At 69.7% G+C, this 24,244-nt stretch carries 22 protein-coding genes; 12 read left to right on the top strand and 10 right to left on the bottom strand.

Annotated elements, in window-relative coordinates:
- Positions 1-104: 104 nt before the first annotated feature.
- On the top strand, positions 105-1,163 hold the full coding sequence (locus YIM_RS22490) for a LacI family DNA-binding transcriptional regulator (RefSeq protein ID WP_153032218.1): 1,059 nt from the start codon (positions 105-107) through the stop codon (positions 1,161-1,163).
- 96 nt (positions 1,164-1,259) lie between these two features.
- On the opposite strand, the gene YIM_RS22485 is transcribed toward YIM_RS22490, so the two are convergent.
- From YIM_RS22485 to YIM_RS22475, 3 genes are read right to left on the bottom strand one after another with little or no spacing between them, the layout of a single operon-like run.
- Positions 1,260-3,434, bottom strand: coding sequence for a xanthine dehydrogenase family protein molybdopterin-binding subunit (locus tag YIM_RS22485; RefSeq protein ID WP_153032217.1), 2,175 nt, complete (start codon positions 3,432-3,434; stop codon positions 1,260-1,262).
- Positions 3,431-4,414, bottom strand: a complete 984-nt coding sequence (locus YIM_RS22480) for a xanthine dehydrogenase family protein subunit M (RefSeq protein ID WP_153032216.1) — start codon at positions 4,412-4,414, stop codon at positions 3,431-3,433. Before YIM_RS22480 ends, YIM_RS22485 begins: the two co-directional genes overlap by 4 nt.
- The gene (locus YIM_RS22475) at positions 4,411-5,013 is read right to left on the bottom strand and encodes a (2Fe-2S)-binding protein (protein ID WP_153032215.1); all 603 of its coding nucleotides are present in this window, start codon (positions 5,011-5,013) and stop codon (positions 4,411-4,413) included. The genes YIM_RS22480 and YIM_RS22475 overlap by 4 nt, the downstream gene beginning before the upstream one ends.
- A gap of 103 nt (positions 5,014-5,116) precedes the next feature.
- Here YIM_RS22475 and YIM_RS22470 point away from each other — a divergent pair, with 103 nt between their 5' ends.
- Positions 5,117-5,794, top strand: coding sequence for a TetR/AcrR family transcriptional regulator (locus tag YIM_RS22470; RefSeq protein ID WP_153032214.1), 678 nt, complete (start codon positions 5,117-5,119; stop codon positions 5,792-5,794).
- A 4-nt stretch (positions 5,795-5,798) separates the two neighbouring features.
- Here YIM_RS22470 and YIM_RS22465 read toward each other — a convergent pair whose 3' ends face one another.
- Positions 5,799-7,022 (bottom strand): vanadium-dependent haloperoxidase, encoded by a 1,224-nt coding sequence (locus YIM_RS22465; protein WP_228004908.1) that lies wholly within the window; start codon positions 7,020-7,022, stop codon positions 5,799-5,801.
- Positions 7,023-7,252: 230 nt separating this feature from the next.
- Between YIM_RS22465 and YIM_RS22460 the strand changes: the two genes are divergently transcribed.
- Positions 7,253-9,040, top strand: a complete 1,788-nt coding sequence (locus tag YIM_RS22460) for a fibronectin type III domain-containing protein (protein ID WP_153032212.1) — start codon at positions 7,253-7,255, stop codon at positions 9,038-9,040.
- 26 nt (positions 9,041-9,066) lie between these two features.
- On the opposite strand, the gene YIM_RS22455 is transcribed toward YIM_RS22460, so the two are convergent.
- The gene (locus YIM_RS22455; protein ID WP_153032211.1) at positions 9,067-10,371 is read right to left on the bottom strand and encodes a hypothetical protein; all 1,305 of its coding nucleotides are present in this window, start codon (positions 10,369-10,371) and stop codon (positions 9,067-9,069) included.
- A 163-nt stretch (positions 10,372-10,534) separates the two neighbouring features.
- Here YIM_RS22455 and YIM_RS22450 point away from each other — a divergent pair, with 163 nt between their 5' ends.
- Complete coding sequence (locus tag YIM_RS22450; protein ID WP_153032210.1) at positions 10,535-10,975, top strand: hypothetical protein; 441 nt, start codon at positions 10,535-10,537, stop codon at positions 10,973-10,975.
- 482 nt (positions 10,976-11,457) lie between these two features.
- On the opposite strand, the gene YIM_RS22445 is transcribed toward YIM_RS22450, so the two are convergent.
- The gene (locus YIM_RS22445) at positions 11,458-12,147 is read right to left on the bottom strand and encodes a hypothetical protein (RefSeq protein ID WP_153032209.1); all 690 of its coding nucleotides are present in this window, start codon (positions 12,145-12,147) and stop codon (positions 11,458-11,460) included.
- Between YIM_RS22445 and YIM_RS22440 the strand changes: the two genes are divergently transcribed.
- Positions 12,110-13,078, top strand: coding sequence for a helix-turn-helix transcriptional regulator (locus YIM_RS22440; RefSeq protein WP_153032208.1), 969 nt, complete (start codon positions 12,110-12,112; stop codon positions 13,076-13,078). The genes YIM_RS22445 and YIM_RS22440 overlap by 38 nt on opposite strands.
- 93 nt (positions 13,079-13,171) lie before the next feature.
- Here YIM_RS22440 and YIM_RS22435 read toward each other — a convergent pair whose 3' ends face one another.
- The 3 genes from YIM_RS22435 to YIM_RS22425 form a co-directional block, all read right to left on the bottom strand.
- Positions 13,172-15,433: a cation-translocating P-type ATPase gene (locus YIM_RS22435; RefSeq protein ID WP_153032207.1), complete on the bottom strand. Its 2,262-nt coding sequence runs from the start codon at positions 15,431-15,433 to the stop codon at positions 13,172-13,174.
- Positions 15,434-15,453: 20 nt separating this feature from the next.
- Complete coding sequence (locus YIM_RS22430; RefSeq protein WP_153032206.1) at positions 15,454-16,404, bottom strand: hypothetical protein; 951 nt, start codon at positions 16,402-16,404, stop codon at positions 15,454-15,456.
- Positions 16,405-16,526: 122 nt separating this feature from the next.
- Entirely contained in the window at positions 16,527-16,808 is a 282-nt protein-coding gene (locus YIM_RS22425) for a metal-sensitive transcriptional regulator (RefSeq protein WP_153032205.1), read from the bottom strand.
- Positions 16,809-17,036: 228 nt separating this feature from the next.
- On the opposite strand from YIM_RS22425, the gene YIM_RS22420 reads away from it, so the two are divergent.
- The 5 genes from YIM_RS22420 (at position 17,037) to YIM_RS22405 (ending at position 19,959) form a co-directional block, all read left to right on the top strand.
- Positions 17,037-17,459, top strand: a complete 423-nt coding sequence (locus tag YIM_RS22420; RefSeq protein ID WP_153037172.1) for a DUF4396 domain-containing protein — start codon at positions 17,037-17,039, stop codon at positions 17,457-17,459.
- 62 nt (positions 17,460-17,521) lie between these two features.
- Positions 17,522-17,632, top strand: a complete 111-nt coding sequence (locus tag YIM_RS48640) for a heavy metal-associated domain-containing protein (RefSeq protein WP_194240255.1) — start codon at positions 17,522-17,524, stop codon at positions 17,630-17,632.
- Positions 17,629-17,790 carry a CDGSH iron-sulfur domain-containing protein gene (locus tag YIM_RS50095; RefSeq protein ID WP_153037171.1) on the top strand — a complete coding sequence of 54 codons (162 nt, stop codon included), beginning with the start codon at positions 17,629-17,631 and terminating at the stop codon, positions 17,788-17,790. The genes YIM_RS48640 and YIM_RS50095 overlap by 4 nt, the downstream gene beginning before the upstream one ends.
- A gap of 331 nt (positions 17,791-18,121) precedes the next feature.
- Complete coding sequence (locus tag YIM_RS22410; protein WP_153032204.1) at positions 18,122-19,405, top strand: MFS transporter; 1,284 nt, start codon at positions 18,122-18,124, stop codon at positions 19,403-19,405.
- A 29-nt stretch (positions 19,406-19,434) separates the two neighbouring features.
- Complete coding sequence (locus tag YIM_RS22405) at positions 19,435-19,959, top strand: carboxymuconolactone decarboxylase family protein (RefSeq protein WP_153032203.1); 525 nt, start codon at positions 19,435-19,437, stop codon at positions 19,957-19,959.
- 56 nt (positions 19,960-20,015) lie between these two features.
- Here YIM_RS22405 and YIM_RS22400 read toward each other — a convergent pair whose 3' ends face one another.
- Positions 20,016-21,131 (bottom strand): serine hydrolase domain-containing protein, encoded by a 1,116-nt coding sequence (locus YIM_RS22400; protein ID WP_153032202.1) that lies wholly within the window; start codon positions 21,129-21,131, stop codon positions 20,016-20,018.
- 651 nt (positions 21,132-21,782) lie between these two features.
- Between YIM_RS22400 and YIM_RS22395 the strand changes: the two genes are divergently transcribed.
- Positions 21,783-22,937, top strand: a complete 1,155-nt coding sequence (locus tag YIM_RS22395) for a PLP-dependent cysteine synthase family protein (RefSeq protein WP_153032201.1) — start codon at positions 21,783-21,785, stop codon at positions 22,935-22,937.
- Positions 22,934-24,193: an MFS transporter gene (locus YIM_RS22390; RefSeq protein WP_153032200.1), complete on the top strand. Its 1,260-nt coding sequence runs from the start codon at positions 22,934-22,936 to the stop codon at positions 24,191-24,193. The genes YIM_RS22395 and YIM_RS22390 overlap by 4 nt, the downstream gene beginning before the upstream one ends.
- Positions 24,194-24,244: the final 51 nt, after the last annotated feature.

Raw genomic sequence — 24,244 nt, 5'->3', positions numbered from 1 at the left:
GCGCCGGAGTTACCCGGCACAGCGGAATGTTTGCGCTAACACGAACCGGCGCGAGGCTATCGTGTTGACGTAAACATGTCCAGGACGAGACCGGGGAGCCGACGATGGCACCGAGCCCGCGCACCACGCCGCCCACCGGCGAACCCGCGCGGCGGGCCGGCGGGCGCGGCCCGTCGATGGCCGATGTCGCCAGGGAGGCCGGTGTCTCGGGGCAGACGGTCTCCCGCGTCGCCAACGGCCGGGCGAACGTCGACGACGCCACCCGCGAACGCGTGCTCGCGGCGATGCGCCGGGTCGGCTACCGGCCCAACAGCGCCGCGCGGGCGCTGCGCAACGGCCGGTTCCGCAGCATCGGCGTGATCATCTCCGCGCTCTCGGCCTTCGGCAACAGCCGCACGCTGGACGCCGTCGCCTCCGCGGTCGCCGCGGAGGGGTTCTCCATCAGCCTCATGCCGGTGGCCATGCCGACGCAGGGTGAGGTCACCGGCGCCTTCAGCAGGCTCAACGAGCAGGCCGTCGACGGGGTCATCATCCTGATCGAGCAGCACCAGCTCGACGCCAGCGAGATCGAGCTACCGCGAGGACTCCCGGTCGTCGTCATCGACTCCGGCGCCCGTCGCGACCACCCGGTGGTCGACACCGACCAGGCCGGTGGCGCGGCCTCGGCCACCCGGCACCTGCTCGACGCCGGGCACCGGACCGTCTGGCACATCGCCGGCCCGCCCGAGTCGTACGCGGCCGAGCGCAGGCGGCACTCCTGGCAGGCGACGCTGGAACGGGCCGGGCGCCGGGTGCCGCCGGTGCGCACCGGCGACTGGTCACCGGAATCCGGTTACCGGCACGGCCTCCGGCTGGCCGCCGACCCCGCGGTCACCGCCGTCTTCGCCGCCAACGACCAGATGGCGCTGGGCCTGCTGCGGGCACTCCACGAGACAGGCCGCGACGTACCCGGTGACGTGAGCGTCGTCGGCTTCGACGACATGGCCGAAGCCGCCCAGTTCTGGCCACCGCTGACCACCGTCCGCCAGTCCTTCGACGAGGTCGGGCGGCGCGCCGTCACCGCACTGCTCGCCGAAATCGCCACCGGCTCCCCCGCCGGAACGGTGGCCATCACCGTCCCGACCGAACTGGTCGTCCGGGCCAGCACCGGCCCGCCACCATGACCACTCAGCCGAGACGGGTGACGACGCCGGCCACCACGTGCGAGAGGCCCTCGCTCCAGCACCACGAGCCGTGCGCGAATACCAGCGTCGGCGGCGTCACAGCAGCTTGTCCTGGGTGAACGGCACGTCACGGAGGCGGCGGCCGGTGGCGTGGAAGATGGCGTTGCCGATGGCCGCCGGCACGCCGGTCATCGGGGTTTCGCCGAAGCCGCGTGCGCCGAGCGCCGTGCTGCTGGGGTCCGGCCGGTCCACGAAGAAGGTCTCGACCGACGGCGGGGCGTCGGCGCAGACCGGTACCAGGTAGGTCGACAGGTTGGCATTGACCACTCGCGCCGACCCCGGGTCGATCATGGTGTGCTCCAGCAGCGCGAAGCCGATGCCCCAGGTCACGCCGCCGATCACCTGCCCGCGGGCGGTGCGGTGGTTGAGCACCCGGCCGAAGTCGTGCGCGGTCACCACGCGGCTCACCCGCACGGCACCGAGTTCCGGCCGCACCCGGACCTCCACAAAAACCGCGCCGAACGAGTGGCCGGGGGTGTTCAGCACGCTCCCGGTCGCCTCGACCGGACGGCCGTGGCGCGCCACGACGTCGCGGTAGCTGTCCCGGCGGGCGGGGTCGCCGCGGGCGATGAGGAAGCCGCCGTCGGTGGTGATGTCCCCCGTGGACAATCCGTGCAGCGGGGATCGCTGGTCGGCGACAGCGATCGCGATCACGGCGTCCCGCGCGCTCTGGGCTGCGCGGTGCACCGGGCCGGTCACGCTGGCCACCGTGGCCGACCCCGCCGAGAGCGACGCGGCGGGGAACGCGGTGTCGCCGATCAGCGAGGTGATGTGGGCCATCGGCATGCCCAGGCCGTCGGCGATGATCTGGCCGAGCACGGTGTAGGTGCCGGTGCCGATGTCCTGGGTGGCGATCCGCAGGGTCGCCAGTCCGTCGACGCCGATGGTGAGGTGGGCGTTGGACGGGATCGCGCCGTGGCTGTGGGTTTCGGTGGCCATGCCCCAGCCGACGCGCTCATCACCGTCGCGCATCGAACCCGGCGCGGGGTCGCGCCGCGACCAGCCGAACGCGTCGGCCGCCATCCGGTAGCAGTCCAGCAGGTGCTTGCTGCCGTAGGGCTGGCCGGTGTGCGGGTTGACCGTGCTGTGGTTGCGCACCCGGAGTTCCACCGGGTCGATGCCGGTGGCGTGGCTCAGCTCGTCCAAGGCGGTCTCGAGTCCGAAGTGGGCGGTCGTCTCCGGAGAGCGCATGTAGCTCGACGTCGGGAGGTCCAGCCGCACCCCCTGCTGTCGCACGTGGACATTCCGGCAGGCGTACAGGGTGAGCGCGGATTCGCTGCTGTTGAAAACTCCTTCGTGGGTGCGGGACAGTTGCGCGGTCGAGGTGTTGACGATGGCGGCCAGCTTGCCCTGCCGGGTGGCGCCGATCCGGATGTGCTGGCGGAACTCGGAACGATGGCCGGCCGAGGTGTACATCTGCGCGCGGGTCAGCACGAGCTTCACCGGTCGGCGGGCGATTCGCGCCACCGCCGCGGTGAGCAGCGTGTGCGCCCAGGTCGGCCCTTTGGCACCGAATCCGCCGCCCAGGTAGGGCGCGACGACCCGGACGTTCGCCTGCGGCAGGCCGAACGCGGCCGACACGACCGCGCGGCTGAAGACGACGCCCTGCGCGCTCTCGTACAACGTCAGCGTGTCACCGTCCCAGACGGCGGTCGTGGTGTGCGGTTCGATCGGGTTGTGGTGGTGCGTAGGGCTGGTGTAGTCCTGCTCGATCCGGACCTCGGCCCGCTCGAACGCCGTTTCGGCGTCGCCGCGGACGATCTCGTTGGGTTCCTCGCGGAACGGGGGCGGCAGGTACACCTCGTCGAGCGCGTCGCCGATCCGGGCGGTGGGTGGCTCGGATCGGTAGTCGACACGCACCAGGTTCGCGGCTTCCTGCGCCTGTTCGAAGGTTTCCGCGACGACGTAGGCGATCGGCTGGCCGTTGTAGTGCACCCGGGCGTCCTGCATCGGGATGAATCCCTTGACGTAGGGGAAAGCAGGCAACGTCAGCCGCGGCATGTCCCGGTGGGTGTGGACGGCGGCGACGCCGGGATGCGCCAGCGCCGCGCCGGTGTCGATCGCGGTGATCTCACCGCGGGCGATCGTGCTCAACACCAGGAACCCATGCAGGACACCGGGAACCTCGTTGTCGGCGGCGTAGCGGGCCGCACCGGTGACTTTCGCCCTGCCGTCCACCCGCTCGACGCCCCGCCCGACCATCTCGATCATCGGATGCCTCCCAGTTCACTGAGGATGCTCGCCAGCGCGCGCTGGACGAGTTCGACCTTGAACCCGTTGCCCTCGCGGGGAACGGCGTCGCGGATCAGGACACGCCCGGCCTCGGCCACCGCCGCTTCGGTCAACGGCTTGCCCCGCAGTGCGTCCTCGACGCGAGGGTCCCGCCATGGCCGGGTGCCCACACCACCGAAGGCCAGCCGCACGTCGCGCACGGTCCGGCCGTCCATCCGCAACGCCGCCGCCACCGACACCACGGCGAACTCGAAACTGGCCCGGTCGCGCAGCTTCAGGTACCGCGAGTGCTCGGCGGCGGGCGTACGCGGGACGTTCACGTGAGTGATGAGTTCTCCTTGGCGCAACACGGTTTCCTGGTGCGGGGTGACGCCGGGGAGAAGGTGGAAATCGGCGATCGGGACGGTTCTTCGGCCGTCCGGGCCGAGCAGGTCCACGCTCGCGTCCAGTGCCACGAGAGCGACCGCGAGATCCGATGGATGCGTGGCGATGCAGTGGTCGCTGCCGCCCAGAATCGCGTTTCCCCGGTTGTGCCCGGCGATCGCCGGGCAGCCCGAGCCGGGCACCCGCTTGTTGCAGGCCGATCCGGCGTCCCGGAAGTAGCCGCACCTGGTGCGCTGCAACAGGTTCCCGCCGATCGTCGCCATGTTGCGCACCTGCGGGGACGCCGAGGCGAGCAATGCCTGTGACAGCACCGGGAAGTTCCGTCGCACCACCGGATGATCGGCGACCTGCCGCATTCGCGCCGACCCGCCGATCCGCAGCGTCACGTGATCCGCGGTGACTCCGGCACGGTCGAGATGGTTGACGTCGACGAGGTGGTCGTGGGACTCCGCGCCGTCCCGCATGAGGTTCAGCAGGTCGGTGCCACCCGCCACGAACGCGGAGTTCGGTATGCTCCCGGCGATGCGCACCGCGTCGGCCGGGCTGCCCGCGACCGTGTAGCCGAACGCCCTCATCGCCCCATCTCCTTCGCGGCGTCCGCGACCGCGGCCACGATGTTCTGGTACGCGGCGCACCTGCACAGGTTGCCGCTCATCGACTCACGGATCTCCGCGTCGGATCCCGTGTTGCCCTCGCTGATGCAGGCCACCGCGGACATGATCTGACCGGGCGTGCAGCCGCCGCACTGGAACGCGTCGTGGCGGATGAACGCCGCCTGCACCGGGTGCAACTCCTCACCCCGCGCCAGCCCCTCGACCGTGGTGATCTCGGCTCCCTGCCGCATCACGGCCAGGGTCAGGCACGACTTGATCCGCTCACCGTCCACCAGCACGGTGCACGCCCCGCACTCACCGCGGTCGCACCCCTTTTTCGTGCCCGTCAGGCGGAGGCGTTCACGCAGGGCGTCGAGCAGGGTGACCCGCGGTTCCACGGCGACGCGGCGGCGCTCCCCGTTGACCGACAAGGTGATTTCCACGGACGAACCCGCGGGGACGGCCCGCGCTGTCGCCTCGGCGGCGGGGGCGGCGCCGCCGAGCCTGGTGGCCGCCGCGGTTCCGGCCGCGGCGGCGGCGCTGAATCTGAACACGGTCCGGCGGGTGTGGTCGTTCGGCACGGCGCCTCCAGGGCTGGGTAACGACGTTAGATCAATCCCTATATCGCCGTTAGGTATATAACACCATGCAAGTGATCGCAAGCCTCTGGTATATCGTCGCTATATGAACGACACCAGGCAGCAGATCCTCGACGCCACCGCGGGGCTGCTGGCACGCCTTGGTGCGGAGGCCGTCTCGATCCGCGACGTGTGTCAGGCGGCCGGCGTCACCGCACCCACCGTCTACCACCACTTCGGTGACAAAAAAGGGCTGCTCGACGCCGTGGCCGAGGAGGGCTTCACGCGCTACCTCCGCACCAAGCGCGCCCGCAAGCCCTCCGGCGACCCCCTCGCCGACCTGCGGCGAGGCTGGAACGACCACATCGGCTTCGCCCTCGAACACCCGGCGTTCTACCGGCTGATGTACGGCACGCCCAACGCCGAGGCACGCCCACCGGCCCGCGAGGGCCACCGCGCCCTCGTCGCCATCCTGGACCGGCTCGCCGCGGCGGGACGGCTGCGGCTGCCGCCGGAAGAGGCCGCGACGCTGATCCACACCGGTTCCGTCGGCACCGCGCTCAGCCTTCTGTCCACTCTGGACGGACCGGGAACCGCGGAGTTGGCCGAGCGGATGCGGGAAGCCCTCTTCGCCGCGGTGCTCCACCGGGACGAACCGCCGGAGGACGAGGCCGTGCGCGAACTGGCCCGCACCCTGCTGGCGTCGTTGTCAGCACGCCCGGCGCGGGAACTGACCCCCGGTGAACACGGGATCATGCTGGAGCTGCTGCAAAAACTGAGCTGACCCGCTATCGGCGTGGCCGGAAGTAGCGCTTCGTGATGTCGTTGCCGACGGCCGTGCCGAGTGTGGTGCCGTCGACGTCCGCGGAGCGGAAGTGGATCCCGGCCCAGATCCGTGCGCCGACGACTTCGGCGGTCGCCTGCGAGAAGCTGTCGAAGTGTCGCGTGGTGCCGCTGTCGACGCTGAACGCGCTGAAGGAGACATCGTCGCGGCCGAAGAAGTGTGCGTACGCCGTCATCTGCGCGGCGGTGCGGCAGGTGTGCCCGGAGGGGTAGTCGGGATTCGGCGGCGTGATGACCAGTGGGGTCCAGCCGGGATCGGCCGCGGTGGCGGGGTTTCCGTCGGTGTCGGCGGACCGGATGGCGGTGATCGGCCGCCAGAAGTGCCAGAACTCCTTGTCGTTCGCGCACGCGATCGCACCGTCCGTGCCGGTGAAGTCCGCCAGCGCGTAGAAGCGCGCGGTCTCCAGCACGTCGAGTTCCTGGGTCACGGCGAGGTCGCGCTTCATCCCCCAGCTGACCGAACGCCGGTCGTGCCACCAGAGCGCGGCATCGGTCTGGTCCGCGGTCCGGACGGTGCTCGTCGCCGAGCCGAGGAGCTTGACCTCGTCGAAATCGCGGGTGTATGTGTGGCTCGTCAGCGCCGGCGGCCCGACGGTGCGGAACATCGTCGCGTCCGGAATGGCGAACGGCTTGAGGAAACCGACCCAGGCACCCGTGTTCTCGAAGCCCGGCGGAGTGGGGCGGTACTGCCCCGGCTGGGTGCCGGTGGTCCAGGGCCGCGGGTCGAAGGCGCCGTCGTTCTGCCGTGCGGTGATCATCGCGGCGGCCGCCTTGGCGCCGACCCGGACGCCGCCGTGCTTCGCCGGTCCGTCCGGGATCCCGGCGAGCCACTCGTCGTACTGCGTGCGCAGTCTTTCCCGCTGTGCGGGGAAAATGGCGTCCAGCACCCGGTAGGCGGCCGTGCCGACGGCCGCGTCCACCGACTCGCGGCCGTTGGCTCGCGGTGCGACGAGATAGGGCTGGTACGGCACGCCGGCGATCGCGTTCACCGCGTCGTAGACCGCGCCGCTGACCATCGCGAAACCACGTCCGGCGACCTGCGGCGGCGCTTGCTGCGCGATGTCCCAGATGGCGGTCTGCGCGTTGAGGTCCCAGACGACGACCGCATTCGGGGACGCGTTCGCCCCGGCGGCGGCTGTCGGCGCGAGTGTGAGCGGTGCTGTCAGCACGAGAGCAGCGAGAACCGCCGCGCAGCGTTTGATGACCATCGTCACCCCAGGGATTCCGTACCGCATCGGCACTACCGGCAAGCAACGTATCGCTCGGTGTCTCGCGGAGGCAATGCCATGCCACCCGTGCTACCCACTAGGAGCACACGCGCCTGGTTGGCCGAGGCGGAATCGGCCGGTTCCCGCCGGAATCGGCCCCATCGCTTGGCCGACATGGCTACGCTGTGGTTGTGGCGTCCAGTGGAACGGGCCGGTGGCGACGGCGCGCACCGTTGGTCAGCACGGTGACCGCGCTGGCGGCCGTGGTCGTGGTGGCGGTCTCCGGTGCCGCGAAACCCGGTTCCGAGGTGGACTTCCTCCAGTCCGGGCACTGGGTGTTCAATGCGGTGCTGCAGTCGGTTTTCCACCTCGACGGCGCGAGCGGAGCCATCGACGCGCGGGCGGCGATGCCCGGCGCGGAGCCGGGCAGCCAAGTGGTCCAGGGCGAAACCGGTGGATATGTGGTCGGCGGCAACCGCATCATCGAATTCGGCAAGTCCGATCTCGAGGTCAAGAAATCAGTCGGCACCGGAACGGACGAGCGGCCGGTGGCCATCGAGGTCGCCGGCGGGCCGTACCTGGTGTACCGGCAGTCCGGGCGGATCGTCCGCCTCGGTGACGCGCTGACCACCGTGCCCGCCGGTGGCGCGCTGGGCGAACCGGTGGCCACCACCGCGGGATCGGTGTGGGTGCACCAGCCCGCCAGCGGCTCGATCTGCGAACTGGCGCGCGACGCGGACCGGCTGGCCTGCCCGGCCGGGACGCCCGCCGGGCACACCGGCGGCCTGACCGTGGTGGCCGACCGGCCCGTGTTCGTCGACACCACCACCGACACCGCGCACCCGATCGGCGCGGACGGGCTTGGCCAGGGCACCGCGCTCGGCGTCGACGCCCCGCCGGACGCCCGGTTCGCCGCCACCGACGTGGCCGGCCGGATCGCCGTGCTCGACCCGCCGCGACACCGGATGCACCTGGTGGACCCCGGCCCGGCCAAGTCGCCGCCGGTCTCGGTCGACCTGCCCGCCGGGGACTACGCCGACCTCGCCTCCGCCGGGCAGGCGGTGGTGCTGCTCGACCGCGCGAAGAACTCCGTACTGACCTACGACCCGCAAGGCCACCTCAAGCACGATGTGCCGATGCCACCCGGCCAGCCGCGCCTGGCCAAGGGCGAGGACTCCCGGATCTACGTCGACAGCCACGACGGCGGGCACGTGCTGGTCGTGGCAGGCGACGGCGAGGTGAAGCCGGTGCCGGTCGCCGCACCGCAGACACCGACCAGTCCGCCGCCACCGCAGCAGCCGGTGACACCTCCGGCCCAGCCGCGGCAACCACCGGCCAAACCCCAGCCCGAGCCACCGAAACCACCACCGGCACAGCAGCAACAGCAGGCGCCCCCGCCGAACCCGGCCAGCCCGCCGGGCGCACCGCCCGGGGTCAAGGCCACCGCGGGCAACGCGGCCATCACGGTGAACTGGGGTGCCGCCGCGCCCAACGGCGGCGCGGTGCGCGACTACCACGTGTCGTGGTCGTCCAGCGCCGGCAACGGCTCGAAAACCGTCGGCGGCGCGGCCCGTTCGACCACGCTCGGCGGCCTGGCCAACGGCACCACCTACACGATCACCGTGACCGCGGAGAACGTGGCGGGCCGCGGCCCCGGTGCCGAGACCAGTGGCTCCCCCATCGCGCCGGAAAGGTCGATCACGCTGTCCCGCGGCGCGCCGGTGACCACCATCGACGACTGCTCGATCCCCGAATGCGCCTACATGCGCATCGTCGCGACGGGGTTCACCCCCGGGCAGTCCTACACGTTCGAGCCGCACGCCACCGCGACCTCCTACCAGGGCGGCTCCTCCACCCGCACGGCCGGCGCCGACGGCGGCATCACCTTCGAGGCCTTCCACTTCGACCAGATCGACGAAACCGTTTGGGTAACCGCCGACGGCGTCGAATCCAACCGGATCACCTGGGCCAAGGGCTGAGTCGCGCTCGCTCCCACGGCAGTCGATCAGATAATGTGGTTGGAGTTCTTCTTCATCAGGGCCCACACGTAATACCACTTGTTGTCGCGGATATCGCGCGTGGTGTTTTCCGCCTTGGCGTGGATGATGCCCCACAGCCCGCCGGTTGCCCCCAGGGTCGCGACCGCCGCCTGCAGTGCGGGACCGTAAACGGCGACCAGAACAGCTCCCACGGAACCGATCGCCGCCCCGGACATGGCCAGTGACTTCTTCCGCTGCACCTTGTTCATCTCGGACCGTATCGCGCGGACCTCATCTTTGATCTGCAGGCCCAGCTTGGCGAGTTCGGTCTCGGACTGCACGTCGTCGACGGCTTCGTCCATGTCCAGGAACCTCTGCCGCAGGAAATCGCGAAATGCCGAATACGCGCTGAACTCTTCGACAGTGATCTTGCTGAATTCACGCAGTTCGATACCATCGACAAAAGGGAGATCAATGGTCAAGATCGGTCGAACCAGGCGGCTCTTCACGGGCTCTTCCGCGGTGGCGGCAATCGCGCGCCCGTCCTTGACCAGGTAGTCCACGGCTCCGACTCGTCGAGGCGACGTCATGATGCCCAGCTCCTCGCCGTGCATGACATCCTGCGCGGTCGTCGCGTACCGAGGGAGGTACCACACCAGGCCGGCCTTCAGGAGTGGCTCCGCGTCCAGGAGCCACTCCCCCAGGGCCGACATGTCCGGGCAGTGGATACCGAACGACTCGCGGCGGCAGTTCCGGTCCAGGTACCTGCGTGCACGATTGAGCCGGTAACCATCTGCCCGTGTGGGCAGCCGCTTCCGCTGGATCCGGTGGACGTCCGCCTTCGCTTTGGCTGCTTTCTCGTTCGCCGGGTCGAGGTTCTGCGTTCCGACGACGTGAAAATCCGCAGTGTCCTCGTGCGACAGCAGCAAGGTGTCCGATATCAGCGCGGTCCGCTTGGTTATCCGACTGAGTTCGCTACCGCCGCCGGTACTGGAAAGGAAGACCGAGAAGCGGGAACGCTCCAGTTTTTCGCCACCCACGACGTGTTCGTTGTCCTGATGCCACAGCAGGTGTGCGTACCGGCAGGCCACTTCGGCCAGGTACTCCGGCTCTGGCTCGTTCTTGCCCCTGCGGAAGTCGTGCAGCAGCCAAAAGAACTCGCGCATGTTCTTGGCGACGACGTCGTCCTGCTTGACCAAGCTGTCGGCGCCGTAGATTGTCTTCTCCAAGGAGCGGATCCGGCGAGTGTGCCGGCGCGCGCTGGACGCACATCCGCATTCGAGTTCGTCTCGCAGCTTACGCAACAAGTTGACCTTGGATTGACGATCCACCACAACCCTCCCGAATCCGGATACGACAGGCTATCCCGCAACGGGGCGCACAGCGATTCCAGGTTCCAAGCAGGCCCCCGAAGCCGGCTGACCAGTACTCCACGGCGGTGGCCTGACCTCGGAATGTATGGCCGCTGGACCTCCCCGGAGCACACTCCTGCCCATGACAGAGTTCGAGGAACGACAGCGGCCGAGTCCGGTGCCACCCGCACTGGCCGCCGGTTTCGCGCTGATGCTGGGCCTGCTCGGCCTGCTGGCAGCGGTGGGCTGGCTCGCCCCGGATGACGCCCGGTTGACCACGTTCGGGGTGGCGCTGCGAATCTTCCTGGCCGTCGACGGTGGGTGCTGCGTCATCGGCGCGGTGCTGCTGATCCTGCGCCTGCCCCTCGGCCGGATCCTGACGGCGGTGGGCGGCGGTGCCGCACTGGCCCTGCCGGTGCCGATGCTCCCGGCGATCGTCGTGGCCCCGATGGACTCGGCACTCGGCGTGCGAGCCGCCGGTGGCCTGCTCGCGATGCTGGTGGTGGTACTGCTCGGGCTGCTGACGATGGTGCAGAGCGTGCGCCAGGACACCGCACGCGCGGTGGCTCAAGGGCCGAAGTAGAGATCCTCTTTCGGCGTTGTAAGCTCCGTGGGTATCGGGTTTGACCGCGAGAAACGCGACGTCCAGGTCCAGCTCGCCCGGCGACACCGCCATTCGTCCCTCCTGGTCAGCCGAAGATCGCGCGCCGTTCTCCGACGTCGGGTCGAATTCCAGGACCGCGCCAGGTCCGAGCCGGACTTCGGTGTGATGGACGCCTTCACCGGCCCTTCTTCGATCAACGGGAGCTCGTCGAGGTTGGCCTTCCAGCCGGCCTGTGTATTCGCCTTTCAGCTTCGTCGTCACACCCGGGCCTCTGGCTCGTGAGCCGGTCACGACCTAAAGCGGTCTCGCCCCGATGCCAGTGCTCGGGTCCTCGGACTTCCGCCGGGGACGGGGTACTGGTGGGTGCGGTGCTCGCAGCGGCGCGGGAGGCGGCAGGCCAGGCATGAGCACGGTGCCGGGACGTCCTTCGACATCCTGGCACCGTGGTGTCTCCGGTGCTGTCAGCAGACGATGGCGCGCGACTTGCTCGTCACGGTGATTCGGTCGGAGCTCAACGCAGGAATGTTGATTGCCCCGACAGCGTGCACCGACGTTGCGCCGGGCTTGGCAGCGCACACCTGCGAACGGGTCACGGCCGTGCCGTAGCACGCGGCCTCGAAGCCTGCCGAGAGGCCGCTGTCGAGGCACCCGTCTTCCTGGACCAAGACCGACGGAGCGGGTTTCGCCCACAGGTTGATCTTCGCGGCGCTCATCTGGAACCCACCGCTACTGAGGTTCCACACGATCATGACTCCCCGGAAGGTGGGCTGCGTGCCGTTGTTCCCGTGGATCAGGCAGACGTCGACCGAGCCACGTGGCGCGCTTTCGGGGATGAGCCTCTCCGTGCAGTGCCAGTTGCCCGGGTATGGGTAGTCCACAGGTCTCACCCAGCTGCGGGTCGCCGCCGAAGCGGGATGGGCGAGAGACAGCATCAAGAGCAGAGTCGAAGCCAGCGCCACGAGAGCGGCACGTGTGGCCGGTTTGGTTCGCATCGAGAACTCCCTCGAATCGGATGTGCGGCCGGACGTATCCAGTTGATCGCGGCTCCGCAGCGAGGGGGAAATGATTCGAAACGCCTCGAATCCGACGCGGCCGCTGCTAGGCTCGAAAGCCGTGATCACCTTGCGGGTGGACGCGGAAACGATGAGCAAGATCCGCTTCTCCTTCTCGCCGGCGAACGAGGCGATGTACTGGTTGAGAATCGCCGCGACGGGGAATGAACATCCTGTTTTCGGCGATCCGGGCCCGCTGGCGCGCGCGGCACTCGCCCATCCTGACGTGGCGCTGCTGGCCAGCCTCGTGCCACCACCCGGAGTGACCTACGTGCCGGACTTCCTGACCCCCCAGCCCGGCCTCGGCAACCACTGCGCGGAGCTGTTCGACGAACAGATCGCCACCGTCGAAGCGACCAGCCAGGACATTCTCGAGTTCCAGGTCGGCGCGGGCATCCAGGAAAACTGGGGAAAACCCCCACCCGATGTTGTTCTCCGAGCTGCAGAATCGGGACTAATGCAGAAGCGGGTCGCCTCAGGACTCGCCCAGTTCTGGAAGGAGTCACTCGCCGAGATCTGGCCGCAACTGCAGTCGGTCATCGACCAGGATATAGCGGCGAGGGTGGCGACACTGAGGACGCGCGGCTTGGCACGCATGCTCAACACCGCGCACCCGGTGATCGCATGGACAGGGGACTCGATCCTGCTCGACAAGGGCTGGTGCGGCGAACACGACTTCAGCGGCCGTGACCTCGTCCTCGCCCCCGGCGTGCTGTGCTGGCCCAACGTGCTCGTGCAGGGCCCGGACGACGCGGTTCTCTACCTCCCCGCGCACCGGATCGGCGCCGGCACGTCCCGGTCCGGCAACGACCTCGGCGCCGTGATCGGTGACGCCCGCGCCATGCTGCTCGCCGAACTCGAGAAGGCCCGCTCGACCACGGACCTCGCTCGGCGGCTCGGCTACACCCCCGGCACGATCTCTTACCACCTCAGCGCCATGCACCGCGTCGGCCTGGTCACGAAGACTCGCGACGGCCGGTTCGTGCTCTACCAGCGAACTCCGCAAGCTCGCGCCCTGCTGCCGGACTAACGGGAGCATGCATATCACGTTGTTCTACCGCCCCTTGACCGAAAAGCTCCAGCCCCTCGTCGAGAGAGTCTGGAGCTGTTCCGGTGTTCCTGGTCAGCTGGTGCCCGCCCGGTCGATGCTCTGGAAGCGACGCAGGCGCAGGCTGTTGGTGACCACGAAAACCGAACTGACCGCCATCGCGGCGCCCGCGATCATCGGGTTCAGCAGGCCCGCCGCGGCCAGCGGGAGCGCGGCGACGTTGTACCCGAAGGCCCAGAACAGGTTGCTCTTGATCGTGCCGAGCGTGCGCCGGGACAGCCGGATGGCGTCGGCGGCGGCCAGCAGGTCGCCGCGCACCAGGGTCAGGTCGCTCGCTTCGATCGCGACGTCGGTGCCGGTGCCCATGGCCAGGCCGAGATCGGCCTGCGCCAGCGCGGCGGCGTCGTTGACCCCGTCGCCGGCCATGGCGACCACCTTTCCCTCGTCCTGCAGGCGCTTGACCACGTCCACCTTGTCCGCGGGCAGCACCTCGGCGATCACCTCGTCGATCCCCACCTCGGCGGCCACCGCACGGGCCGCGGCCTCGTTGTCCCCGGTGAGCAGGACCGGGGTGAGGCCGAGGTCGCGCAGCCGCCGGATCGCCTCCGCCGACGTCGGCTTGACCGTGTCGGCGACCACCAGCACCGCCCGCGCCTTGCCGTCCCAGCCGACGGCGACCGCCGTTTTGCCGTCGGCCTCGGCCGCCGCCTTGCGCTCGGCGAGTTCGGCGGGCAGGTGCTGGCTCCAGTCCGCCAGCAGCGCGGTCCGCCCGACGAGCACTGCCTTGCCGTCCACGATCCCTTGCACACCAAGGCCTTCGACGTTCGTGAAGCCTTCGGCCGCGGGCAGCTCGTCCCCGGCCGCCTGTGCGATGGCCTTCGCGATCGGGTGTTCGGACGCGTGTTCCAGCGCCCCGGCCAGCCGCAGCACCTCGTCCGCGTCCTCACTCTCGGCGACGTGCACCTCGGTGAGCGACATCTTGCCGCTGGTGACCGTGCCGGTCTTGTCCAGCACCACGGTGTCGATCCGGCGGGTGGACTCCAGCACCTCCGGCCCCTTGATCAGGATGCCAAGCTGCGCGCCCCGGCCGGTGCCGACCAGCAACGCGGTCGGCGTGGCCAGGCCCAGCGCGCACGGGCAGGCGATGATCAGCACCGCGACCGCCGCGGTGAAAGCCGCCGCCGGCGAGCCACCCGCACCGAGCCAGAACGCCAGCGTGCCGAGGGACAACGCGATCACGATCGGCACAAACACCGCGGAGACCCGGTCGGCCAGCCGCTGGACCTGCGCCTTGCCGGTCTGCGCGGCCTCGACCAGCTTGGCCATCTGCGCCAGCTGCGTGTCCGCGCCGATCCGCGTCGCGCGCACCACCAGGCGCCCGCCCGCGTTGACCGTGGCACCGGCGACCGCGTCGCCCTTGCCGACCTCGACCGGTACGGACTCACCGGTCAGCATGCTCGCGTCGACCGCCGAAGCGCCCTCCTCGATCACGCCGTCGGTGGCGATCTTCTCCCCCGGCCGCACCACGAACAGATCACCGGTCCGCAACTGGTCGACCGGGATCCGGGTCTCCTTGCCCTCGCGCAGCACGGCCACGTCCTTCGCGCCGAGTTCGAGCAGCGCTCGCAGCGCGGCACCGGCCCGCCGCTTGGACCGCGCCTCGAAGTACCGCCCGGCCAGGATGAACGTGGTCACCCCGGCGGCGACTTCGAGATAGATGTTGCCGTCACCGCTCATCCGCTCGATGGTCAGCTCGAACGGATGCGTCATACCGGGTGTGCCCGCGGTGCCGAACAACAGCGCGTACAGCGACCACGCGAACGCGGCCAGCGCGCCCATCGAGATCAGCGTGTCCATGGTGGCCGCGCCGTGCCGCAGGTTCGCCCACGCCGCCCGGTGGAACGGCCACGCCGCCCACAACACCACCGGACCGGCCAGCGCGAGCGAAATCCACTGCCAGTAGGTGAACTGCAACGCCGGGACCATCGCCAGCGCGATCACCGGCACGGACAGCACGGCCGAACCGATCAGCCGCTGCCGCAGCGACCGGGCGGGGTCGTCCTCGACCGGCTCGCCCTCCACCGGCTCCGCCTGCTGCGGTTTCGGCAGCTCGGCGGTGTACCCGGCGGCTTCCACCTGCGCGATCAGCTGCTCGGGATCGACCTCGCCGGCGAAATTGACCTTCGCCTTCTCGGTCGCGTAGTTGACCGTCGCGGTGACGCCGTCCAGCTTGTTCAGCTTCTTCTCGATCCGCATCGCGCACGACGCGCAGGTCATGCCTCCGATGGCCAGTTCGACCTCGCCATGCGCGGTCCGCGGCTGGGTTGTCGATGACATCTCGATTTCTCCTTCCGCGGTCAGTGGCCGTGGCCGTCGGTGGCGTGAGGCTCGGGTGCCGTCTCGGGAGTCCCCGCGGTCGACACGGTGAACTCCGCGGTGCGGACCGTGCCGCCGTGCTGGAAGTCCAGGAACAATCGGTAGGTGCCAGCGGACGGAACTTCGGCGTGGAACGTCACGCCGGGCCCCGCCGGGGTCTTGCCGTCGCCGGGTTCGCCGTCCGGGTGGACGTGCAGATAGGCCAGGTCACCACCGCGCAACGCCACCAGGTGCCCGTAGGCGCCCAGGTACGGCTGCAGGTCGGTGACCGGCGTGCCGTCCTTGTCCACGGTGAGGGTGAGTTTCGACGACTGCCCGGGAACGAGGTCGCCGTCGAGCCGGACCCGGTAGCCGTCGACGACGGCTTCCCTGGCCGGTTCGAACGCCCGCGGCTGGAAGTCGCCGGGAACAGCGGTGTCCACGCCGAGCGTGAGGGCCTCACCACCGGTCGGCTTGAAGTCGGCGAAGACGCGGTAACTGCCGGGGTCGGACAGGTCCAGTCCCGTGCGCCAGACGCCGTCTGCGCCGAGTTCCGGATGGACGTGCTGGAATGACGAAGTGTCCCGGCGCACGACGATCAGGTGCATGCGCTTTTCGTGTTCGACGTCGTATGCCGTCACCGGTGCGCCGTCCGGCCCGCTGATGGTGAAGGAGAACGGCTGGTCCGGTCCCGGCGTCAGCGTCGTCGCGGTGGGTGTGAGGGTGTAGCCACCCCTGGACGACGCCAGCCCGCCGGGCTGTTCGGGTGCCGCTGCCTCCGCGACGGTGCCGCTGTGAGCGTCCCCGTGCCCGGCGTCCTCGCCGCCGGGCGTTCCGGCGGCCGCGGTGGGCTCGCCGGCGAAGGGACCGACAGCGGTGCCGGCCGCCCAGGCGCCACCGGCGACCAGGGCGAGAGCCGCACCGTAGGCGGAGAGCTTCGCTGCAGTGTTCATGAGAGGTCCTTTGTCTACTCCGGCCGCCTACGCGGCCGGTCCGGATCCGGCTTCATCGGCCACGGCACGGATGCCGTCGGTGTGCACGCGGATTTCCTCCTCGGTGGTGAGGTCCGCCCGGTTCACGAGCGGACGAGACGGGCGATCGCGTCGCTGGCCTCGCGGACCTTCGCCTCGGCGGTCTCGCCGCCCTCCGCGATGGCCTCGGTCACGCAGTGCTTGAGGTGCTCGTCCATCAGGGCCAGCGAGACCGACTGCAGGGCCTTCGTGGCCGCCGAGATCTGGGTCAGGATGTCGATGCAGTACTCGTCGCCCTCGACCATCCGATGCAGGCCACGCACCTGGCCCTCGATGCGACGCAGCCGCTTGAGCAGGTTGTCCTTGTCCTCGGCGTACCCGTGCATGTCGATCTCCTCCACGTTCGCGCCGCCGCGGCGGCCCCTCCATTGATACCCTACCCCCGTATCGATGGCAACACTTGCTTTCCTACCCTATGGGGGTATAGAAACCAGGCCGCGACGACAAGAAAGGCGCCACCCGTGTCCGAAACACCCGAACACCACGCCCACCACGAGCACGGCGGCAAGCAGTCCGCCACCGAGCACCAGCACGGACAGGGAGCCGGCTGGCGCATGGCCGCTTCGGCCACCCTGCACTGCCTCACCGGCTGCGCCATCGGCGAAGTGCTCGGCATGGTGATCGGCACCGCGCTCCGCTGGGGCAACCTGCCCACCATCGCGCTCGCCATCGCGCTGGCCTTCGTTTTCGGCTACGCGCTGAGCATGCGCGGGGTGCTGCGCGCCGGGGTCGGCTTCAAGCAGGCGCTGAAGGTCGCACTGGCCGCGGACACCGTGTCGATCACCGTGATGGAGATCATCGACAACGGCGTGATGCTGGTGGTCCCCGGAGCCATGGACGCCGGACTGGCCAGCTGGCTGTTCTGGGGCGCGCTCGCGTTCGCCTTCCTGATCGCCTTCCTGGTCACCATGCCGGTGAACAAGTGGCTGATCGGCCGCGGCAAGGGTCACGCCGTCGCGCACGCCTACCACCACTGACCACGCATTCTTTACCCTACTCAGGTATCGCAGACGGTCTGCGAAGTTCAAGACAGGAAGGGGTGGACGTCGACATCAGCACCGGCGAACTCACCGTGGTCAGCGAGGCCACGCTCGACGCCGAACGGGTCCGCGCCGCGATCAAGGACGCGGGCTACGAGGTGGCGAACTGAGCACGCACGCCGACGAGCCACCCGCGGTCGTCATCAAACCGCGGACCCACCTGCTCTGCCGATGCGGCCGGTCGGCGAAAAAGCCGTTCTGCGACGGGACGCACGCCCGATCCGGCTTCACGGCCGACGAGCGGGCGCCCTCGGCCGCCGAAGGCTGACACCAGCCGCCTGGGGTGAGCGCCCCGCCCACCCCAGGCGTCACGCGTATTTTGCCCAGCCACCACATTCCGGGGAACACGATGCCAACAGAACCTTGCTCGAACGCGCTCGTGATCACCGCTTCGCGCGTTGTCGCGGGCCTGTGCGTCACAGCCAAGTTCGTCGTGCGACGTGCCGTCAGTTGCCGTCGTGACAAAGCCCGGCAGCGCTGATTCGCCTTCCCGCGACAGCTGAACTCCTCGAAATTTCTTCGCACCGACCGGAATAGCCCATCGGCACCCGAGGTTGACGTGTGCCGACCGTATACTCCCTACCCGTAAGGGGTACATCATGAGTACCGTTGACGGTGAGCGCCGGTGGTGGGCGCTGGCGCTCATCGCCGCCGCGCAGTTCATGGTCATCATGGACACCTCGATCATCGGCGTGGCGCTTCCCCGCATCCAGGCCGATCTCGGCTTCTCCCAGGAAAACCTGTCATGGGTCTTCAATGCCTACGTGGTCGCGTTCGGCGGCCTGCTCCTGCTCGGCGGCAGACTGTCCGATCTGCTCGGGGCGCGGAGGATCTTCGCCACCGGGTGGGTCGTCCTGCTCGCCGGTTCACTCGTCGCGGGCCTGGCCGGACAGGTGTGGGCCGAACTCGCCGGTCGCGCGATCCAGGGCGCCGGCGCGGCACTGATCGCCCCGTCCGCCTTGACGCTGCTGACGATGCTGTTCGGCGGTGAACCCAAGGAGCTGACCAAGGCACTCGCGCTGTACGGGGCCGCGGCCCCGGCCGGCGGCACCGCGGGAGTGTTCCTCGGCGGCGTGATCACCGAGTACATCAGCTGGCCGTGGGTGTTCTACATCAACACCCCGATCGCCCTGCTGACCCTGGCCGCGATCCCGGCGCTGATGCCCAGGGGCGCAGCGCAACGCGGTTCCATCGACGTGCTCGGCGCGATCACCGTCACCGCGGGTCTCGGCGTGGCCGTGTACTCGATCGTGCGGGCACCGGAAAGCGGCTGGGCCTCCTTCGAAACGATCCTCGGCCTGGTCATCGCGGTCGTCCTGCTCGGCGCGTTCGTCGGTGTCCAGTCGGCCCGCAAGGCTCCGCTGGTGCGGTTGGGCATCTTCCGCACGCCCGACCTCGCCGCGGCCAACCTGGCTCAGCTGCTGCTCGGGGCCGCGTGGATCCCGATGTGGTTCTTCCTCAACCTCTACCTGCAGCAGGTTCTCGGGCTCGGTGCCTTCCCGAGCGGTTCGGCACTGCTGCCGATGACGTTGACGATCATGGTGATGATGATCGCGCCGGCCCCGAGGCTGACCGCGCGGTTCGGCACCAAGCCGCTGGTGGTCACCGGGCTCGCCGTCCTGGGAGCCGGGCTGGTGTGGGTCGCCTCCGGCATCGTCAACACCGGTTACCAGATCGGTTCGGCACTGGGGCTGGCCGCGATGACCGCGCTGGCCAGCTCGTTCGGCGCCGGGCAGCTCACCGACACGCAGGCTCTGACCAACGGCCTGTCGGCGTCGTTCCTCGGTGCGGCGGCGGTCGCGTTCGCCGGAGCACTGCTCGCGGCGGGCACCTTGAACCGCCGGAGCGTCACGAGCGAAAAGGCCGGCGCAGCCGCCAATTGACCACCACACAACGGTGAAAGGACCAGCCGATGACCCGCATCTCGCCCCCGCCGCAGGACGAACTCCACGAGAAATCCCGTGCGCTGCTCGAAGAACTTACCAGCCGACGCGGCACCGTCGGGCCGATGGTCGCCACCATGGCCCACTCCCCCGCGGTGCTGCAGGGCTATCTCGACCTCTCCCGCGCGATCAAGCGAGTGAAACTCCCCCGCGCGCTGAGCGAGAAGATCTCCCTCGCGGCACAGGAACGGATCGGTTGCGCGCTGTGCCTCGACGCGCACACCAAGGCCGCTCGTGCCGCGGGGGTGAGCGAGTCCGACATCGCGCTCGCCCGGCAGGGCACCGCCACCGACGCCCGCGAAGCCGCACTGCTGGCCTACGCCGTGCGGGTGCTCGCCGAACCGGCCTCGATCACCGACGACGATCTGGCCGGGCTGCGCGAGCACGGCTGGAGCGACCGCGTGATCATCGAGGTCGTCGGCCTGGTGTCGCTGAACCTGCTGACCGGCTCCTTCAACCTGGTCGCGGGCCTGGAACCGGTTGCCGCCGAATGACACCGGATGCCGGTGGACCGCATAGTCCGAGGTCGACCGGCATCCGGTTTCGTGTGTCAGTCGCAGGTGACCTCCAGCCGGAGGTCGTCGCCCAGCACGGCGGCGACCTCGGCGATCCTGCCGTGGTCGTGGAGCCGCCGGGTCACGTAGCCGACCGCGTGCCCGTGCCGCAGGGACCACCAGGCCGCCGATCCGCCGAAGCCGCCAAGGCCGAGGAAGGCGTCGGTGCGGAACGGGCCGAGCGTCCAGCGAACGGTCGTGCCGACCACCTCGTCGTGCCCGCAGACCTGGGCGCCGAGGAAGTCCGCGTGCAGTTCCGGCCCCAGCAACCGGGCGACCGGCCCGTCCGGGCTGGTCAGCTCGGCGTAGAAGCCGGCGAGGGCGGTCGCCGAAGCGTGCAGGCCGCTCGCGCCGAACACCGATCGCTGCCAGGCAGGGGTGTTCAGCCGGGCGGGGTCCAGCGCACCGGCGGGAAGGGCCAGTGCGCGACGGTAGGTCGGCGCGACTTCCGCGACGAGTTCGTCGGTGGTGCCGTCGATGCCGAGTTCGAGTTCCGCGACCCGGCCCAGTTCGGGCTCGGGCACGCCGAACCAGGCATCGATCCCCAGCGCGGGCCGGACCTGTTCGGTGTAGATCTCGCCCAGCGAACGGCCGGTCGCGGCTCGCAGCACACCGTCGAGCAGGTGACCGTGGGTCAGCGCCTGTTCGGCGAGGCCCGTTCCCGGCTCGAACTCCGGCGTGGCATCGGCCAGCGAGCGTCGCAAGGCCGCGTCGTCGAGCAGGTCGATCCCGCTGGTTTCCGGCGGGAACGCCGGAAGACCCGAGCGATGGGTGAGTATCTGCCGCAGCGTCGTGTTCTCCTTGCCCGCGCGCGAAAATTCCGTCCAGTACCGGCCGACCGGTTCGTCCAGCTCCAGCGCGCCCCCGGCCACCGCGGCCAGAGCCGTCAGCGCGGCGAACGGTTTCGACGTCGAATAGGTCGTCACCAGCGTTTCATCGGTCCACGGACGGCTTCGGGCGACATCCGACCAGCCGCCGTTCAGCCGGACCACCTCGCGGCCCGCTGTCCAGATCGACAACGCGGCCCCGGTTTCCCTGCCCTCTTCCACCAGTTTCGTGAACACTTCGCGGACCGGCTCGTAGCCGGCCGCGACGGTTCCCCTGACGTTCATGGTCCTCCCTCGTCGCCGCACCTTACGCCTTACCCCTATACCGTATGCCACCGTCGCCGCGAATGGGTGAAAACCGCCACAGGGCACCGAATTCCGGCCACCAGTTCACCTGAACCCGACACCGCGTCGGTAGTCTCGGGTAACTGTGAGAGGCCAAGCGCGAGCTCAGTGTGTGCGGGTCCTCAGTCATCTTCTCGCTGTGGCCGCGCTCTTTGTCGTCTACCTGGCATTCCATGCGCTTCCGTGCATGGCCGGTCATGCCGACTCCGCCCATTCCGAGGCCACTTCGATCCACCTGCTCACGGCGGAAACCCACGAGCACGGACATTCGCCCGGCGCGGACTGCGGCACGCACGACCGGCCGCATCGGCCGGATCACCCGAATTGCCTGGCCACGCCACGGATCTCGGAGTATCCCGGAGGCGGGCCGTCGCCGTGGACATTCCTGCTCGGCATCCTCGTCCCCGCCGGCGGGACAGCCCGATACCGGCCACCCGGGCCGGTACGCGGCTCACCCCGCCGCCCCAGATCCTCCGGCCAGGAAACCCTCCGCGCTCTGTGCGTTCTGCGGCGCTGATGGCACATCGCTGACTCGCCAAGCGAGCCGGCTTCTGCCCGCACCCTCATCAGCACGACAGGACGGACTCAGTCATGCCCTCATTCGATCTCGCACGCCCGCCCGCGCCCGGTACGGCCGTGCCGGCCAGCGTCCGCCCGGACACGTCCGCGACCGCCGGCAGCCACACCGCCGGCTCGGTCGGGAACACCCCGGTGGCCTGGATCGACCGGCCGTTCACCACGGACGGCAAAGGTTTCTGGGCCAAGCTCGAAGGCCAGAACCCCGGCGGGATGAAGGACCGCCCGGCCCTGCACATGATCGCCCGCGCTCGTGACCGCGGTGACCTGCGACCCGGCGGGCTCGTCGTCGAATCGACCAGCGGCACGCTCGGCCTCGGCCTCGCCCTCGCCGGGATCGTCTACGGCCACCCCGTCGCACTGGTCGCCGACCCCGGCATGGAACCGATCGTGCACCGCCTGCTCCTGGCCTACGGCACCCGCGTGGAGATCGTCGACCGGCCGCACCCGGTGGGCGGCTGGCAGGAAGCCCGGCGGCAGCGGGTCGCGGAACTGCTCGCCGGGAATCCCGGTTCCTTCTGCCCCGACCAGTACCACAATCCCGACAACGTGGCCGCCTACGAACCGCTGGCCACCGAACTCGTCGGCCAGCTCGGCCGGGTCGACGTGCTGGTGTGCTCGGTGGGCACCGGCGGGCATTCGGCCGGGGTTTCCCGTGCGCTCCGGCGGTTCTTCCCTCAGCTGCGGCTGGTCGGGGTGGACACCACCGGCTCGACGATCTTCGGCCAGCCCGCGCGCACCCGGCTCATGCGCGGCCTCGGTTCCAGCATCTACCCGCGCAACGTGGACTACGCCGCGTTCGACGAGGTGCACTGGGTCAGCGCGGCCGAAGCGGTGTCCACCTGCCGACGGCTGGCGGCGTCCCAATACGCCTCGGGTGGTTGGAGCGTCGGCGCCGTGGCGCTGGTGGCAGGCTGGCTCGCACGGACTTCTCCCGCGTCGACCCGGATCGCGGCCGTCTTCCCGGACGGGCCGCAACGCTACTTCGACACCGTCTACAACGACCAGTTCTGCGCCGAACACGGCCTGCTGGACGTGGATCCGCCCTCGGACCCGGCAACGATCGCGCACCCCGGCGAGCAGGAGGTGACGCGGTGGACCCGCTGCACCACCGTGGTCGACCCGGTGGCCACCCGCCTCGCCGCGGCCGGGCCGGGTGAGCGCCGATGACCGGGGTGGCCCAGCAGTTCCGCTCGTTCGACCGGCCGGTCCGGCTGCTGGCGATCAACCAGTTCACCATCAACATCGGCTTCTACATGCTGATGCCCTACCTCGCCGCGCACCTTTCGCTCGGGCTGGGCCTGGCGGGCTGGCTGGTCGGCCTGATCCTCGGCGTGCGCAATTTCTCCCAGCAGGGCATGTTCCTGCTGGGCGGCGCGCTGGCCGACCGGTTCGGCTACAAACCGCTCATCGTCGCCGGGTGTGCGCTGCGCACCGCCGGGTTCGCCCTGCTCGGCCTGGTCGATTCGGTACCCGCGCTGATCATCGCCTCCGCCGCGACGGGGTTCGCCGGGGCGTTGTTCAACCCGGCCGTGCGCGCCTACGTGGCGAAGGACGCCGGTGATCGCCGAGTCGAGGCGTTCGCGCTGTTCAACGTGTTCTACCAGGCCGGTATCCTGCTCGGCCCGCTGATCGGCCTGCTGCTGACCGGGGTGGCGTTCCAGCTCACCTGCCTGGTGGCGGCGGTCGTGTTCGCGGCGCTGACCGTGCTGCAGATCCGCTCACTGCCCGCCCGCCGGTCAGGTGCGCCGGCCGGCCCGGCGGAGTCCCTGCTCGCGGGCTGGTCGGTGGTGTTGCGGAACCGGCGGTTCCTGGCCTTCTCGGCGGCGATGGTCGGTTCCTACGTGCTGTCGTTCCAGGTGTACCTGGCGCTGCCGCTGGAAACCCGGCGGCTGGCGCCGACCGAATCCGCCGGCACGATCGAGGTCGGTGTGCTCTTCGCGGTCTCCGGCGTCATCGCGATCTTCGGGCAGCTGCGGGTCACCGCCTGGTGCCGGGAAAGGTGGAGCCACGGCCAGTGCCTGACCGCCGGGCTGACGTCGATGGCGCTGGCCTTCGCGGCGCCCCTGCTGACGGCGTCCAGTCCCCCGGCCGCCGGCGCGTTCGCCTTCGCTCCCCTGCTGGTGTCCGTCGCGCTGCTCACCCTCGGCACCGTCGTGGTGTTCCCGTTCGAAATGGACACGATCGTTTCCCTCGCCCGGGATCACCTGGTCGCCACGCACTACGGGCTCTACAACACCATCTGCGGCGTCGGGATCGCGATCGGCAACCTCGGCACGGGAGCGGCGCTGGACCTGGCCAGGGCCGGCGGGATCGCCTGGGCACCATGGGTGGCGCTGATGCTGATCGGCGGCGCCTGCGCACTGGGCGTGTTCGCGCTGGGACGTTCCGGCAAGCTCGAACCGGCCGCGGCAGCGGTGAACTGAGTCGCGCCGGCACGCTACTACTATCTCTCTTAGTGGGACATACGACGTTGG

Origin of the sequence: Amycolatopsis sp. YIM 10 (assembly GCF_009429145.1) — a bacterium.
GTDB lineage: Bacteria > Actinomycetota > Actinomycetes > Mycobacteriales > Pseudonocardiaceae > Amycolatopsis.
The sequence above is the reverse complement of the archived record's forward strand: the minus strand, read 5'-3'. Positions and strand labels throughout refer to the sequence as shown.

Excerpts from the sequence above, each read along its gene's own strand:
- YIM_RS22420 (WP_153037172.1), top strand. The coding sequence starts at position 17,037 with ATGGCCGCTTCGGCCACCCTGCACTGCCTCACCGGCTGCGCCATCGGC.
- YIM_RS22395 (WP_153032201.1), top strand. The coding sequence starts at position 21,783 with ATGCCCTCATTCGATCTCGCACGCCCGCCCGCGCCCGGTACGGCCGTG.
- YIM_RS22390 (WP_153032200.1), top strand. The coding sequence starts at position 22,934 with ATGACCGGGGTGGCCCAGCAGTTCCGCTCGTTCGACCGGCCGGTCCGG.
- YIM_RS22470 (WP_153032214.1), top strand. The coding sequence starts at position 5,117 with ATGAACGACACCAGGCAGCAGATCCTCGACGCCACCGCGGGGCTGCTG.
- YIM_RS22490 (WP_153032218.1), top strand. The coding sequence starts at position 105 with ATGGCACCGAGCCCGCGCACCACGCCGCCCACCGGCGAACCCGCGCGG.
- YIM_RS22450 (WP_153032210.1), top strand. The coding sequence starts at position 10,535 with ATGACAGAGTTCGAGGAACGACAGCGGCCGAGTCCGGTGCCACCCGCA.
- YIM_RS22430 (WP_153032206.1), bottom strand. The coding sequence starts at position 16,404 with ATGAACACTGCAGCGAAGCTCTCCGCCTACGGTGCGGCTCTCGCCCTG.
- YIM_RS22480 (WP_153032216.1), bottom strand. The coding sequence starts at position 4,414 with ATGAGGGCGTTCGGCTACACGGTCGCGGGCAGCCCGGCCGACGCGGTG.
- YIM_RS22425 (WP_153032205.1), bottom strand. The coding sequence starts at position 16,808 with ATGCACGGGTACGCCGAGGACAAGGACAACCTGCTCAAGCGGCTGCGT.
- YIM_RS22400 (WP_153032202.1), bottom strand. The coding sequence starts at position 21,131 with ATGAACGTCAGGGGAACCGTCGCGGCCGGCTACGAGCCGGTCCGCGAA.
- YIM_RS22435 (WP_153032207.1), bottom strand. The coding sequence starts at position 15,433 with ATGTCATCGACAACCCAGCCGCGGACCGCGCATGGCGAGGTCGAACTG.
- YIM_RS22405 (WP_153032203.1), top strand. The coding sequence starts at position 19,435 with ATGACCCGCATCTCGCCCCCGCCGCAGGACGAACTCCACGAGAAATCC.
- YIM_RS22410 (WP_153032204.1), top strand. The coding sequence starts at position 18,122 with ATGAGTACCGTTGACGGTGAGCGCCGGTGGTGGGCGCTGGCGCTCATC.
- YIM_RS22485 (WP_153032217.1), bottom strand. The coding sequence starts at position 3,434 with ATGATCGAGATGGTCGGGCGGGGCGTCGAGCGGGTGGACGGCAGGGCG.